The sequence below is a fragment of the Corallococcus sp. CA047B genome, from assembly GCF_003612065.1.
Lineage (GTDB): Bacteria > Myxococcota > Myxococcia > Myxococcales > Myxococcaceae > Corallococcus > Corallococcus praedator.
Window position 1 is genome coordinate 1 of sequence record NZ_RAWD01000264.1, and the last position, 14,186, is coordinate 14,186.

General features: G+C 70.6%; 12 protein-coding genes. 5 read left to right on the top strand and 7 right to left on the bottom strand.

The window, feature by feature from the left end:
• Together D7X74_RS31080 and D7X74_RS31085 are read right to left on the bottom strand one after the other, a co-directional pair.
• A partial coding sequence (locus tag D7X74_RS31080; protein ID WP_199741932.1) for an FHA domain-containing protein occupies positions 1-798 on the bottom strand: 798 nt, incomplete at its 3' end.
• A gap of 28 nt (positions 799-826) precedes the next feature.
• Positions 827-1,888: a lipopolysaccharide assembly protein LapB gene (locus tag D7X74_RS31085; RefSeq protein WP_199741933.1), complete on the bottom strand. Its 1,062-nt coding sequence runs from the start codon at positions 1,886-1,888 to the stop codon at positions 827-829.
• Between the two features lie 103 nt (positions 1,889-1,991).
• Between D7X74_RS31085 and D7X74_RS31090 the strand changes: the two genes are divergently transcribed.
• Positions 1,992-2,510, top strand: a complete 519-nt coding sequence (locus D7X74_RS31090) for a hypothetical protein (protein ID WP_120536639.1) — start codon at positions 1,992-1,994, stop codon at positions 2,508-2,510.
• On the opposite strand, the gene D7X74_RS31095 is transcribed toward D7X74_RS31090, so the two are convergent.
• Positions 2,452-3,297, bottom strand: a complete 846-nt coding sequence (locus D7X74_RS31095; RefSeq protein WP_120536640.1) for an RDD family protein — start codon at positions 3,295-3,297, stop codon at positions 2,452-2,454. The genes D7X74_RS31090 and D7X74_RS31095 overlap by 59 nt on opposite strands.
• A gap of 248 nt (positions 3,298-3,545) precedes the next feature.
• Here D7X74_RS31095 and D7X74_RS31100 point away from each other — a divergent pair, with 248 nt between their 5' ends.
• On the top strand, positions 3,546-6,647 hold the full coding sequence (locus D7X74_RS31100) for a cyclic nucleotide-binding domain-containing protein (RefSeq protein WP_120536641.1): 3,102 nt from the start codon (positions 3,546-3,548) through the stop codon (positions 6,645-6,647).
• Positions 6,648-6,654: 7 nt separating this feature from the next.
• On the opposite strand, the gene D7X74_RS31105 is transcribed toward D7X74_RS31100, so the two are convergent.
• The gene (locus D7X74_RS31105; RefSeq protein ID WP_120536642.1) at positions 6,655-8,058 is read right to left on the bottom strand and encodes a hypothetical protein; all 1,404 of its coding nucleotides are present in this window, start codon (positions 8,056-8,058) and stop codon (positions 6,655-6,657) included.
• A 138-nt stretch (positions 8,059-8,196) separates the two neighbouring features.
• On the opposite strand from D7X74_RS31105, the gene D7X74_RS31110 reads away from it, so the two are divergent.
• The 3 genes from D7X74_RS31110 (at position 8,197) to D7X74_RS31120 (ending at position 11,349) form a co-directional block, all read left to right on the top strand.
• The gene (locus D7X74_RS31110) at positions 8,197-9,762 is read left to right on the top strand and encodes a bifunctional UDP-sugar hydrolase/5'-nucleotidase (protein ID WP_120536643.1); all 1,566 of its coding nucleotides are present in this window, start codon (positions 8,197-8,199) and stop codon (positions 9,760-9,762) included.
• 109 nt (positions 9,763-9,871) lie between these two features.
• Positions 9,872-10,891: a stage II sporulation protein M gene (locus D7X74_RS31115; protein WP_120536644.1), complete on the top strand. Its 1,020-nt coding sequence runs from the start codon at positions 9,872-9,874 to the stop codon at positions 10,889-10,891.
• On the top strand, positions 10,888-11,349 hold the full coding sequence (locus D7X74_RS31120) for an inorganic diphosphatase (RefSeq protein WP_120536645.1): 462 nt from the start codon (positions 10,888-10,890) through the stop codon (positions 11,347-11,349). Before D7X74_RS31115 ends, D7X74_RS31120 begins: the two co-directional genes overlap by 4 nt.
• A gap of 9 nt (positions 11,350-11,358) precedes the next feature.
• Here D7X74_RS31120 and D7X74_RS31125 read toward each other — a convergent pair whose 3' ends face one another.
• Genes D7X74_RS31125 through D7X74_RS31135 form a run of 3 tightly spaced genes read right to left on the bottom strand, consistent with a single transcriptional unit; the run spans position 11,359 to position 14,146 of the window.
• Positions 11,359-11,880 (bottom strand): GNAT family N-acetyltransferase, encoded by a 522-nt coding sequence (locus D7X74_RS31125; RefSeq protein WP_120536646.1) that lies wholly within the window; start codon positions 11,878-11,880, stop codon positions 11,359-11,361.
• Positions 11,881-11,891: 11 nt separating this feature from the next.
• Positions 11,892-13,199, bottom strand: coding sequence for a DUF58 domain-containing protein (locus tag D7X74_RS31130; protein WP_120536647.1), 1,308 nt, complete (start codon positions 13,197-13,199; stop codon positions 11,892-11,894).
• The gene (locus tag D7X74_RS31135; protein WP_233595874.1) at positions 13,196-14,146 is read right to left on the bottom strand and encodes a MoxR family ATPase; all 951 of its coding nucleotides are present in this window, start codon (positions 14,144-14,146) and stop codon (positions 13,196-13,198) included. Before D7X74_RS31135 ends, D7X74_RS31130 begins: the two co-directional genes overlap by 4 nt.
• Positions 14,147-14,186: the final 40 nt, after the last annotated feature.

Below are 14,186 nucleotides of genomic sequence, written 5' to 3' on the forward strand. Positions count from 1 at the left end.
GGGCGGCTCCTCGCGGCGGGGCGGGGAGGGGCGCGGCGGCGAGGGCGCCGGAGCGCTGACGGGGCTCACCTCGCTGGAGATGCTCACCGGCTCGTCGGGCGGCTCGGCGGGGTCCACGTAGACGAAGCGCGTGGCGCCAATCTCCACCTCGTCGCCGTCCTTGAGGGCCTTGCGGTTGACGCGCTTCTTGTTGACCTTGATGCCGTTGCGGCTGCCCAGGTCCTCCACGTGCGTGCCGGACCAGTCGCGGCGCACCTTGGCGTGCCTTCGCGAGACGAGGTCATCCTTGAGGATGACGTCGGCTTCCTTCTCGTCGCGGCCGAAGACGTGCTCCTGGGCGTCGGAGATTTCGATGCGCTGGCCTTCCTTGGGGCCGTTCATGTAGCGCAGGAAGCGCTCCTCGCCGCCGGCGAGCCCGCGCATCACGTCCTTCACCATGCCGCGCGCGATGAAGGACGTCTTGTCGCTCACGTCCTGGGCGATCTCGACGACCTTGTCGAAGCGGACGTCGTACTGCGCGATGGCGATGATGTCGCCGTTGCGCAGCAGCTCCTTCTCCCCCTGGGGCAGGGGCTTGCCATTGACCTTCGTGCCGTAGGCGCTGCCCAGGTCCTCCAGGAAGTAGAGCGTGCCTTCCTGGGTGATGCGCGCGTGGTTGCGCGACACGGCCTGCTGGGGAAGCATCACCTGGCAGGTCTTGTCCCGGCCCAGGGTGATGATCGCATCGTCGAGGACGACCTCTTTTCCAGAGGCGCCTCCAGCTTCACTGCGCTGCGTGACGGTCAGACGGACGCTCATCGCGTGGAGTCGCTACCCGAAGGGACGGCTAGAATGAGTCGTTGGCCAGGAATCTCTCACACGTCTGATACTCGGTGGGGAATTCCTCGGAGGTACCAAACTTCATGAAGTTCTTGCAGGCGGCCTCGGCGTGGGTCTGCTTGTGCGCGTCCGAGAAGATCTGAAACAGGCCGAAGTGGCAGGGCGCGAACTTGGCGTCCAGCTTCACGCACTTGCGGTAGGCGCCTTCCTCCTCCGTCAGCAGGCCCTTCTCGCGGTACTGGCGCGCGAGCAGGTAGAGCGCCGGGGCGCTGTTCTCCGCCGTCTGCGTGTCCTTGAGCTCCTTGAGCGCCGAGTCCGTCAGCGCCACCTTGCGCTGGGCGAGGGCCAGGTTGTTCAGGCAGCTGGAGTTCTTCTCATCCAGGCGGGAGCAGTTGCCGAAGGCCTCGCGGGCCTCCGCGAAGCGGCTCTGCTCCATCAGCACCGTGCCCAGGTCGTGCCACACCTCCGAGGAGTCCGGGGTGAGCTGGGCGGCCTGGGAGATGTGCTCGAAGGCCGTCTCCAGGTCCTTCTCCTCGTAGGCCATGATGCCCAGGTTGTGGTGGGCGTTGGAGACGTTGGGGTTGACGGCGAGCAGGGTGTTGAACTCCTTGCGGGCCTCCTTCACCTTGCCCATCTTCATGTTGGTGAGGCCCAGGTCGTAGCGCGACTCCAGGTTGTCCGGGTTCACCTGCAGGGCGCGCTTGAAGTTGTCGTGGGCCTTTCCGTAGGCGCCTTCCTCCAGGTAGAGGACGCCCAGGTTCTGGTAGGCCTGCAGGTGCTCCTGGTTGTAGCGCAGGGCCTTGATGAAGAACTCCTTCGCCTTGGGCTTGTTGCCCGAATACATGGCGATGAGGCCCTTGTTGGCCCAGAGGTCCGCGTACTGGGGGGAGAACTCCAGGCCCAGGTTGCAGTAGGTCTCCGCCTTCTGGAGATCCCCGTTGGCCATCTCCTGCGCGCACAGCTCATTGTTGATGAGCGCCCGTTCGTGCGGCGGCGGCGTGTTGAGGCACGCGGTGGTGGTCAAGGAGGCAGCGGCGGTCAGCGTAAGGACAAGGCGGCGAAGACGCATGGCCGGCCGAGTGTAGGAGAGCGCCACCCCGTGAGGCAACGGCGGCCTGCCGGTGAATCAGCGCTGTTTTCCAGGGGTTAGGCCGGCTGTAGAGTGCCGCGCCATGCGGACCTACCTTTGTGCCTTTGGCTTGCTTGCCGCCCTCCTGGGCGCGACCCCCGCCCACGCCCAGTTCTCCAACCGGAGCCTGGGACTCTCCGTGGGCTACATGGACTTCAAACGCACCGCGGGACTCGCGGGCACGCCCTTCCTGGGCCTGGAGGGCAGCCTCTACGTGGAGAACGGCTTCGAGGTCGTCTCCCTGTCGAAGCTGATGTTCCCGAAGGACACCTTCGCCACCCCGGAGAAGCGCGTGGTGGGCCTGGCCCCGTCCATCGGCATCCGCTACCTGCTGCTGGAGGAGACGCTGCGTCCCTACATCGGCACGGACGTGAGCTACCTCATCGTCTTCAAGGAGAGCGTCAGCAACTTCGTGGGCATCGGGCCCAACGTGGGGCTGGACTACTTCGTGACGGACTCGGTGAGCCTGGGCGTGCGCGCGCAGTACAACTTCTACATCGCCCTCAACGAGGATACGCAGACGTCGCTGACCGGTTCGGTGGGCGTGGCGGCGTACTTCTAGGCGCGGACGGGCGTCCCGGACGCGAGTTCGGGGCGGGCAGCAGCGTGGCGGCGACGAGCAGCGTCCACTTCTCGTCCGAGAGGTGGGCGGGCTTCTCCATCGCGAGCGAGTCCTGGAGCCGGGCGCCCAGCGCGGAGAACAGCCGCAGCCGGGCCTCCATCCGCAGCTCCTCGCGCCGCAGGGCCGCGGACAGCACCAGCTCCCGCTCCTCGGTGGACAGCCGCTTCACGCGGGAGACGAACAGCGGATCCGCCAGGAGCCCCTCGTCGCCCCGGGTCTCCAGCGCGGAGGGCACCTTGAGGCGGCGCTCGCGCACGACGATGGTGCCGGCGAGCAAATCTCCCAGCCGCTGGTGCGAGCGCGAGACGAGCGCGGTGGTGCCGCCCACCAGGTAGAGCAGGGGCAGCCGGTCCACGACGCGCGCCAGGTTGCGCAGCGCCGCGTGGTAGAAGCCGATGCGCACGCCGCTCTCCTGGATGACCCGCAGGGACAGGACGCGCTTGCCCACCGTCTGCCCGGCCCAGGCGGTCTCCAGCGTGATGCCGTACCCCCAGTCCACCAGGAAGTAGATGACGATGCCCAGCGCGCTGGCGAACCCCGGGAACGCGGCCATCGCGACCTGGAACACCAGCAGCACCACCGTGGTGGCAATCCCCACGATGACCGCGTCCACCAGCCACGCGAGGAAGCGCGAGTACACGCCCGCGAGCGTGAAGCGGAACTCCACGTACTCCGGGGTCAGCACCGTGTGGGTGCCGTCGAGCAGGGTGTCGGGGGCGGGCGTCACGGGGCGCAGTGTATGCCACCCGGCCCCCGTTCCCGGGACGTTCGCGGAAGGATTCCGTGGGGGCCGCAAGGATTCCGGAGTGCCTTCGCAGGCGCCTCGGTGCTTTCTCGGAGCCGCGTGTGCGCCTTGGGGGAGGGGCAGACGGGCGAGCATCCGCGTCCCTCCGGGGGACAGGTGCGGGGTGGGCCACAAGGGTGTTATTCGTGAATAGCGGGCTCCCACGCTATCCTGTCCGCATTCCCGCGCCCGTGGCCTCTTCCGAAACCTCATCCTGGAACCGCCGCGTGCTGCCAGCGGGCGCCTTCCAGTTCGCGCTCATCGCCGGGGTGACGCAGCTCAAGACGGCCGCGAACGCGCTGGTGCTGTCGCGCTTCGAGTCGCAGGCGCTGCCCTACCTGTATCTGCTGGGTGCGCTGATGACGGCGACGCTCACGCTGCTGCCCCGGGGCCGGCCCGACGCGCCCACGGAGTCTCCGGGCATCCTCACCGGCGTGGGCGGCGTGCTGGCGCTGGGGCTGGCTGCGGCGCTGTCCGCGGGGCAGCGCATGCCGGCGCTGGCGCTGTACCTGTTCGCGGACTGCTTCAGCACGTTCGTGTCGTTCCGCTTCTGGGGCCGCATGGCGTCCGCGTTCGACGCGCGCGAGGCGCGCCGGGCGTTCACGGTGCTCAACGGCTTCGGCATGGGCGGTGGCATCGCGGGCGGCCTGTTGGTGCAGGCGTTCGCGGTGCGGTTTGGCACGCCCGTGGTCGTGGTCAGCGGCGCGGTGAGCCTCCTGGCCGCGGGGGCCATCTTCCACCACCTCCACCAGACGGAGCCCGCGCCGCCGCAGCGCACGCGTTCGCTGCAGGCGTGGTTCCCCGCGTGGCGCTACCTGGGCGAGAGTCCGTACGCGCAGGTGCTCGCGGCGCTGGGCATCGCGTTCGCGGTGCTGTCGTCCTTCGTGGACTACCTGTTCCGCCTGCGCGTGGAGGGCACGCTCAGCGAGGACGGACTGGCGGCGCTCTTCGGTTCGTTGCAGCTGTGGATTGGCCTGTTCTGCGTGGCCTTCCAGTTGCTGGTGGCGGAGCGGCTGCTCAAGCGCATGGGCCTGCTGATGTACCTGGCGCTGGTGCCGGTGGTGCTCGCGCCGCTGGCGGGTGCGACGCTGGCGACGGGGCAGTTGTGGCCGGTGCACCTGCTGCGGCTGGTGGAGACGGCGGTGAGCTACTCCATCCTTCCGGTGGGCATCCAGTTGCTCTACGCGGCGGTGCCGGACGAGCAGCGCGAGGGTCTGCGCAGCGCGGTGGATGGCCTGTTGCGCAAGGGCGGCGTGGTGCTGGCGGGCGTGATGCTCATCGGCGCGGGGCGCGGGGCCAACGGCATCACCATGGCGGTGGCGGTGGTGGCGCTGTGCGCCGCGCTGGGCCTGCTGCTCGTGCGCCTCAAGCCCGCGTACCTCACGGCGCTGGGCGAGCAGGTGGGCGCGCACGAAGAGGAAGAGGTCGAGCTGGGCGTCGATTCGCAGAAGCTGCTGGTGGAGGCGCTGGGCGCGCCCACGCCGGAGCGGGTGCTGCGCGCGGTGGACATGCTGGAGCAGGCGGAGGCGCCGCTGCGCCAGCACCTGGCCGCGCTCCTGGCCCACCCCCACGAGCGCGTGCAGGAGCGCGGCGTGACGCTGGCGCTGAGCCTGGAGGCGCGCGAGCTGGCGCCCATGCTGGAGCGGCTGGTGGAGGAGGGGCCCCGGCGACCCCGCGACCAGGCCGTGTGGGCCCTGGCGCGCCTGTCGCCGGAGCGCGCGGAGCGGCTGTTGCCGCCGCTCCTGACGAGCTCCGACGTGGGCCTCCGGTGCGCGGCCATTGGCGCGCTGATGCGCACGCAGGTGAACTCCGCGGCGCTGGAGTCGCTGCGCGAGCTGCTGTCGAAAGGGGACCATGCCCCGGTGGCGGAGCGGCGCGAGGTGGCGCGGCTGCTGGGCCGGCTGAAGGATCCGCGCTTCGCGGGGCCGCTGTCGCTCTACCTGGAGGACATGGACATCTCCGTGCGGCGCGTGGCGCTGGTGGCGGTGGGGCAGGGCGGCTACGTGGAGCTGGCGCCGCGCCTCCTGCCGTTCCTCACCTGGCGCGAGGAGCGTCCGGGCGCGCGTGAGTCGCTGGTGCAGTTGGGCGACGCGGTGACGCCGCTGTTGGAGTTGCAGCTCAACAACAAGGCCGCGCCGCTGGCCATGCGGATGCAACTGCCCCGCGTGCTGCGCGGCATCGGGACGTCCGCGGCGTTGAACGCGCTGCTCTTCTCCAACGTGCGCGACGACGCGGGACTGCACTTCCGCATCGGCGCGCAGCTGTCGCGGCTCCGCGAGGAGCAGCCGGACCACCCGGTGGACGTGGACCGGATCCACGAGGCGCTGGGCCGCCGCCGCGACACGTACCGCCAGCTGGTGGGAGCCTTCCGCGACGTGCAGGCGGCGCTGGGGCCGCAGTCGCTGCTCACCCGCGCGGTGGGCGACCGGTTGGATCAGGCGCTGGAGCTGTCGTTCTTCCTGCTGGGCCTCTTGCACCCGCCCCAGGCGATGCGGCGGATCCACCAGCACCTGGTGGGCTCCGACTCCCGGCGCCGCGCGTACGCGCTGGAGCTGCTGGAGAACCTGGTGGCGGTGGAGGAGCGCGAGCTGGTGATGGAGCAGGTGGAGGCCCACCACCGCGAGCTGCCTCCCGGAGCGCCGGGCCGGCTGTGGCGGCGGCTGGCGGGGCTGGTGCAGAGCGAGGACGTGGTGCTGCGCGCGTGTGCCCGCCACGTGGCGCGGGTGAATGGCCTGGACGTGCTCCCGCAGGAGGGTGAATTGAGCGACAAGATCGTCCAACGGATGTTCGCGCTGGAAGGCGTGAGCGTCTTCTCGCAGAGCGACGTGGATGACATCGCCGCCATCGCGGAGGTGGCTCGCGAGGCCATGTACCGCACGGGCGAGCGCCTCTACAGCCAGGGCGACCCGGGCGACGCGCTCTACGTCATCGTCGAGGGCGCGGTGGACGCGTTCCGCAACGGCGAGCACGTGTTGCGCTTCCAGGCGAAGGAGGCCATCGGCGAGGTGAGCCTGCTGGATGGCGCGCCCCGTCCCACGGACATGGTGGCGGCGGTGGACTCGCGCGTGCTCGTCATCGACCGGCGCGACTTCCTGGACCTGCTGGCGGACCGGCCGGAGCTGCTCACCGGCTTCTTCCGCTCCGTGAGCCAGCAGCTCCAGAGCGTCATCGACCTGCCCGCGCGGCGGGAGACGGGACAGCGGCTGGAGCTGGGCGTCGCGCAGCAGCCGCCCGTGCCGCTGGAGGGCATTGGCGGACTGCCGCCCGAGGGCAACGCGCCCTCGGACGCGTGACGCGGCGTCAGTCCCCCACGTCGTGAGCGGGCGGCGCGGCGTTCTTCGAGGGCTGCTGGGGATCCAGGCTGTGCAGGTGGGCCGCGGCCACCGACATGAACGGCCGCGTGAAGCAGCGGAAGGGCGGGAGGCTGCCCACGAAGCGCGACAACGCGAGGCCCGAGAAGGCCCAGGGCTGACGCTCGACGCTCGCGATGGGGGAGGCGATGTCCTCCGTCCGGCGCGTCAACAGGCCTTCGTACCAGCGGAAGGGACCCCAGCGCAGGAATGGCAGCACCCGGGCCATAGCGGCCCAGCCGCGAAGGAACCAGGGCGGGCGGGAGACGGGTGACACCCAGGCGCGCTCGCTCTTGGCGGCGGAGAAGACGACGAGCCACCAGAAGCCCCAGGCGGTGCTGAGCGTGGTGAACAGCACATCGCTCCAGCACACGGGCGCGGTGATGAGCGCCACGGCGGGGAAGCCCAGCGCGAAGAGCACGAAGGCCCTCCACCGGCGCCGCAGCTTGGCCTTGATCCACGGGATGTTGAGGCGCACGCGCGGGGCGATCTCCGGATCCTCGGGCGCGATGCCGGTGGCCAGACTCGCCTCGCGGGACATGACCGTGTGGAAGTCGCGCGACAGGGCGACGACCAACCACTGCACCGCGCTCAACGACGTGAAGAACAGCACCCAGAACTCCCAGCTGCCCAGGAAGAAGACGCCCTGGCGCAGCTCGGGCTTGTCGATGTTGAACCCCTTCTTCTGGGGCTCCTTCTGGATGGCGGGGCCCTTCTCCTTCGGGGCCTGGGGGGTACCCCGGATCGCCTGCTGGATGGCGGCGCGGACCGTGGCGGAGACCTGTTGGCCCAGGGCTTCACCGTCCTCCTCCTCGTCGCTGGCCTTCGCGGCCTCGGCGGCCCCGGCGCGGTCGGCGGCCTCCTCCGCTGCATCCCCGGCGGCGCTCGCGGCTTCGTCCGGCGCCACGCCGTCTTCCTTCGCGGCGTTGACGGCCTCCTCGACGAGCGCGCTCACCGCGTCGCTCACGGAAGGCGTATCCCCCGACGCCGTGCCCTGGGGGCCCTTCGCGCCGAGCGCCGCCTCCAGCTCCCGGGCCCGCTGTTCGAGGCGCGCCTCGGCCTCCGGGCTCAGCGCGCGGGAGACCTGCTCGGCGCGCTTCGCCTTCGCCGCCGTCTCCTCCTGGAAGTTGTTCGCCGCCCAGAGGCCGGTGAGGGCCACGAGGAACGCCGTCTGGAGGCAGGTCACCCGCAGGTAGCGCGCGCGCGTCGGGGCATCCGCCAGCGTCGTCCTCGCGATGTGGAAGGGCAGGCTCGCGCCATAGAAGAACTGGCGGATGCGACCTTCCGGCAGCGCGCCCCGCACCGCCTGGAAGTGCTCGGCGCCACCGCGCGCCTCGTTCCACCAGTTCCTCACCCCGTCCCGCAGCGGCGAAGCGCCTGGACCGGACGCAGAGCCGCCGTCCGTTTCCTCTCGTAAAGGCTTGAAATCCTTGCCTTTCATGCCCGTCATTGCATCACGCTACCACGCCAGGGATGTGCTAAAGGCCGGGCCGTGAACCCGAACCTTCTCTCGCTGCGTCCCTTCCGTCGTCCTACCCGCCAGCTCCGGCTGTCGTCCGGCGCGCTGGTCCTCGCCTTGGGAGCCCTTGCGGGCTGTGAGAAGACTCCTCCTCCTGCCCCGGCCACGCCTCCTCCGGCGGCGCCCGCGAAGCCCGCGGTGCCGTCCGAAGTGACGGTGCTCGTCACCGGCAGCACCCGTGGACAGCTCCTGCCCGCCGACGGCAAGGGTGGCGCCGCGGAGCTGATGGGCCGCTGGGTGAAGGATGAAAAGCACTGTGCCGGTCCGCTGAAGGACGGCCAGGCGACCTGTCCGGCTGCCGGTACGCTCGCCCTGACGACGGGCGACCTGTGGACGGGCCCGGCCATCTCCTCCTTCTTCCTGGGCGCTCCGACGGCCGAGGTGATGGGGCACATGGGCTATGCGGCCTCCGCGCTGGGCAACCACGAGCTGTCGTACGCCAAGGACTCCTTCCTGAAGAACCGCGCGGCGGGGGGCTTTCCCTTCCTGGCGGCGAACCTGAAGGTGACGGACGCGTCGCTGGCGAAGGACCTGTCCATGCCCGCGTTCCAGGTCTTCGACCGGCGCGGCCTGAAGATTGGCGTGGTGGGCCTCACGTCGCAGAAGACGGTGGGCACGGTGATGTCCGGCCGCGCGGAGGGCCTGGAGGTCACCCCCTCCGAGGACGCGCTCAACACCGCGATCCCCGAGGCGCGCAAGGCGGGCGCGGACGTCATCGTCGTGGTGGCGGACCAGTGCCCCACCGACCTGCAGCCCGTGCTCGCCAAGCACCCCGACTGGAAGGTGTCGCTCGTCGCCGGTGGCCGCTGCGCGGAAGCGACGGCGCCCAAGACGGAAGGTGACACGACGTACGTGTCGCTGGGCCGCGGCTTTGATTCGTACCTGCGCGCGCACTTCAAGTTCGACCCGGCGAAGGGCGCGGGCCAGAAGCTGACCGGCGTGGAGACGAAGGTCGTCGACGTCACGGGCGGCACGCCGGACGCGGAGACGGCGAAGCGCATCGCCGAGTGGCAGACGAAGGTGGACGAGGCCCTGGGCCGGAAGATCGGCTTCACCAAGGCGGGCATCCCCCAGGACTCGCCGCTGATGGCGAAGTGGGTGGCGGGCGCGGTGCGCACGCAGCTCAACACCGACGTGGCCATCCTCAACAAGGGCGGCCTGCGCGGCGGTCTGCCGGCGGGTGACGTGACGCTGGGCAGCGTGTACTCGGTGATGCCGTTCGAGAACTCGCTGCTCACCGTGAAGCTCACGGGCGAGGACCTGGCCAAGCAGGCGGAGAACCCCACCGCGCTCGTGGCCGGCCTCACCCCGGCGGGCAAGGGCAAGTTCAAGGACGCCAAGGGCAAGGCCCTGGACCCGAAGAAGGAGTACACGGTGGCCACCGTGGAGTACCTGTACTTCGGCGGTGACGGCTTCGGCTTCGAGAAGCTGGATGCCAACCCGGCCGAGACGGGCATGGCGTGGCAGACGCCCGTCGTCGAGTGGACCCAGGCCCAGTCCTCCACCGAGGCGAAGCCGCTGGAGAAACTCATCAAGTAGCGCAAGGAGCCTTCCGCTTCCGGAAGTCACGGGGCGCCGGCGCCTCCCTGTCACAGGGGAGGGCGACCGGCGCCTCGCTGTTTTCGGGGCTCGGCTAGAGTGTGGCGCCATGGAGATGGCGGAGTTCATCGAGACGCGGCGCCCCCGCTGGCAGCAATTGGAGTCGCTGCTGGACAAGTCCGAATCGGACGGGCTGCGCAAGCTGAGCCTGGAGGAGGCGCGGTCGCTGGGGAAGCTGTACCGCGCCGTCTCCAGCGACCTGTTGTGGGTGCGCGCGCGCAGCGGCTCCGCGGACGTGAGCGCGTACCTCAACGACCTGGTGGGCCGGGCGTACGCGCTGACGTATCCGGGCTCCCGGCCGCGCTTCGCGGACGTGTGGGCGTTCGTGTCGCGCGGCTTCCCGGCGCTGATGCACCGCGAGTGGCGCATGTACCTGGCGTCGGTGCTGCTGATGGCGGCGGGCGCGGGCTTCGGCTACGTGGGCATGGTGGTGGATCCGGACGCGGCGCACTACCTGGTGCCCGAGCAGCACCTGAACATGGACCCGGTGAAGCGCGCCGCCGATGAAGCCGCCGGCAAGGGCATGTCCGTGGAGGATCAGGCGCAGTTCTCCACGTTCCTCTTCACGCACAACATCCAGGTGGCCTTCCTGGCGTTCGCGCTGGGCATCACGCTGGGGCTGGGCACGGCGGTGATGCTGTTCGTCAACGGCCTGTTCCTGGGGGCGCTGGCGCAGGTGTACGCGGCAAAGGGGATGACGGGGTGGTTCTGGGCGTGGATCCTCCCGCACGGCATCCCGGAGCTGTCCGCCATCTGCATCGCGGGCGCGGCGGGGCTCGTCATCGCGCGCGGCATGGTGGCGCCGGGGGGCCTGACGCGAGGGCAGGCCCTGCGCAAGGAGGCGGTGACGGCGGTGAAGCTGCTGTTCGGCACGCTCGTGCTGTTCGTGCTCGCGGGCTTCATCGAAGGCACCGTGTCGCAGATCCACCCTCCGAAGCTGTCGGTGGCCTTCAAGATCTCCTTCGCGCTCACCGTGGGCGCGGGCGTCTACGCGTACCTGCTGTCGGACTGGATGCGCGGCCGACGGCGCGGGGCGCGGGCCCATGACCCGGTGGAGACCGCGGGATGAGCGTGGGGCGCGCTGCTTCCGTGCCGGACCTGTCCGTGCCGCCACTGCCGCGTGAGCCGGAGGTGCTCATCGAGTGCCCCCGCTTCTCCATGGTGAAGCGGCGCGCGGACGGGACGGTGGACTTCGTGTCGCCGCTGCCGTGTCCGTACAACTACGGCTCCATCCCGGGCCTGCTGTCGGATGACGGCGACCCGCTGGACGCGGTGGTGCTGGGGCCACGCCTGTCGCAGGGGCAGCGCGTGCGCGTGCCCGTGGTGGCCGTGCTGGGCTTCATCGACGCGGGGAAGGGCGACCCGAAGGTGGTGTGCGGCGCGCACCCGATGACGGCGTCCGAGCGCGCGGGCCTGGAGCGCTTCTTCCACGTCTACGCGCTGTTCAAGCGCGGGCTGCACCGCGTGCGCGGCGCCGTGCCCGACACGCGCTTCGTGGGCTGGCTGCGCGAAGGTCCGGAGTCCTGACGCGGTTTTTCAGCCCAGCGCCTTGGTCATCCGCAGCAGCCGGTTCTGCTTCAGGCCCTGCTCCAGCGGCCCCACCCACTTCTCCGGTTGGAAGCCCATCCGCGTCCAGAAGCGGTGCGCGGCCTCGTTCTGCTCCAGCACCGCGAGCCGCAGCAGCCTTCCTCCCTGGGCGCGCACGTGCCCTTCGTAGGCACGGGCCACGACCTCCCCCCGACCCTGGCCTCGCACTTCCGGCGCGAGGAGCAGGATGCCCAGGTACCACTCGCCCGGCGCCGGGAAGTCGCGCAGCGCTTCGAGGAGTCCCACGACGTCGCCTGCCGCCGTCTTCAACGCGAACAGGTGTCCCTGTCCGGGTGTGAGGTTTGGGGGCCGTTCAGCGGGGATGCGCCGGGCCTGATCCGCCAGGGCAGGGCGACCGTAGGAGAGCTGGTGGAAGTCCTCGCAGCGCTCGAGCAGCGGCTGCAGGGCTTCCGTCTCCGCGTCGGGAATCTGCTCCGCCGTGAGGTCCCCTGCCTGGAAGGTGAAGTCCATGGGGCCCTCCGCTACAGGACGCCGCGCGCCTTGATGTCGAGATAGCGGTTCACCGCCGCGAGGCTCAGCTCGTCCGGGGCCACGTCCAGCATCTGCACGCCGCCCCGGCTCACGCGGGCCTTGAGCACTTCGCGGTCCGACAGCAGCTCCGACGCCACGGCGTGCTGGAAGGCCTGCTCGGGGCCGGTGGGCGGTGTGCGCAGCAGCTTCTGCAGCGCCGTGTCCTTCACCGACAGGCACAGCGGGACATGGCGGCGCGCCAGCCGGTGCAGGGGCGCGACCAGGGTGTTGGCCTGCTCCTCGTCGAGGAAGTCGGTGAAGACGCACAGGAGGCTGCGCCGGTTCAGGCGGACATTCAGCTCCTTGAAGAGCGCCAGGTAGTCCACGTACGTGAGGCTGGGCGTCGCGGAGTACAGCGTGTCCACCAGCTTGCGGTACTGGCCCCGGCCCGCCGCGGGAGGCAGGTACGCCTTCACACCGTCCGCGAAGAGCGCCAAACCCACGCGGTCCCCGTTGCGGATGGCCACGAAGGCGAGGAAGAGCGCCGCGTTCACCGCGTGGTCCAGCTTCGTGAGCCCGTCCACCTGCGCCGCCATGGAGCGGCCCGCGTCCACGCAGATGAGCAGCGCCTGGGAACGCTCCGACTCCAGCACTCGCGTCACCGGACGGCCCCGGCGCGCGGTGGCCTTCCAGTCCACGTCGCGCACGCTGTCGCCCTGGGCGTAGTCGCGCAGGCGCGCGAACTCGCTGCCCCGGCCGTCGCGCCGCAGCTGCCGCAGGCCCAGGTTCACCAGGTCCAACGCCGCGCCCGACAACAGCAGCCGCCGCGCCCCGCGCAGGTCCGGGTACACCGACACCGAGCGCGCGGCGACGAAGGCGCGCTCCTGTGACATGAGCCCCAGCGGGCCCTTCACGCGCACGTGCACGTTTCCGAACGCGAACTTGCCGCGCTTCACCGGCGTGGCCCGGTACACCCACTGCGTCTGGCTGTCCGGCGTGAGGCGCAGCGTGGCTTCGTCGGGCTCGGTGGTGAAGTCCGACGGGGCGTCATCCTTCACGCGCACCTGCACGGTGCCCCGGCCCCGGTGCACGAGGCGCACTTCCACGCGGTTGGCCACGCCGACGTTGAGGCGCTCTGGCAGCGTGCGGTGCACCTCCAGCCTCACGCGGCGGGCCAGGAGGTAGTCGAACGCGGCCAGGGCCAGGGCCAGGGCGTCCAGCGCCAGCACCGCGCCGCCCAGGCCCGGGAAGAAGCCCGCCAACGCCATGGGCAGCGCGAGCAGGGCCAGGAGCCCCCACAGGCGCTCGGAGGGAATCACCGGGGGACCTCGACGCCCTGGACCACCTCACGCAGCACGTCCGCGGGCGTGGCCCCGTCCAGCTCCGCGTCCGGCGACAGGAGCAGGCGGTGGCGCAGCACCGGGCCCGCGAGGAAGCGCACGTCGTCCGGCGTGACGAAGTCGCGGCCCCGGAGCGCCGCCAGCGCCTTGGACGCGAGCAGCAGGTGCACGCCCGCTCGCGGCCCCGCGCCCAGGCGGATGTTGGGCGAGGCACGCGTCGCGGACACCAGCTTGCGGATGTAGCCCAGCACCGGCGGCTCCACGTTCACTTCGCTGAGCGCTGCTCGCGCCTGGAGCAGGCCGTCCTTCGTCACCGCCGCGTTCACGCCCGCGCGCGACAGGTCACCTGAGTCGAAGCCCCGGTGCACGGCGTCGAGGATGGCGTCCTCTTCCTCCGGCGCGGGGTAGCCCACGTCGATTTTGAGGAGGAAGCGATCCAACTGCGCCTCGGGCAGTGGGTACGTGCCTTCGGACTCCACCGGGTTCTGCGTGGCGAACACCGTGAACATGGGGGAGAGCAGCATGTTGCGGCCCTCCAGCGACACGGCACGCTCCTGCATCGCCTCCAGCAGCGCGGACTGCGTCTTGGCCGGGGCGCGGTTGATTTCGTCCGCCAGCAGCAGGTCCGTGAAGATGGGCCCGCGCGCCAGGACGAAGCTCTGCGTCTTCAGGTCGAAGACGCTGGTGCCCAGGATGTCCGCGGGCATCAGGTCCGGCGTGAACTGGATGCGCTTGAACTCCGCGCCCACGCTGCGCGACAGCGCCTTGGCCATCAGCGTCTTCGCCACGCCGGGCACGCCCTCCAGCAGGATGTGGCCTCCGGCGACGAGCCCGCAGAGCATCAGCTCCAGCGGTTCGTCCTGTCCGACCACGGCCTTGCGCACCTCGTGGAGGACGCCCTCGCGGATGGCGTTGGCGGCCCGCACGGCATGGCCGCCGTCCGGGGCGGGAGGAGGGGAGAAGGGC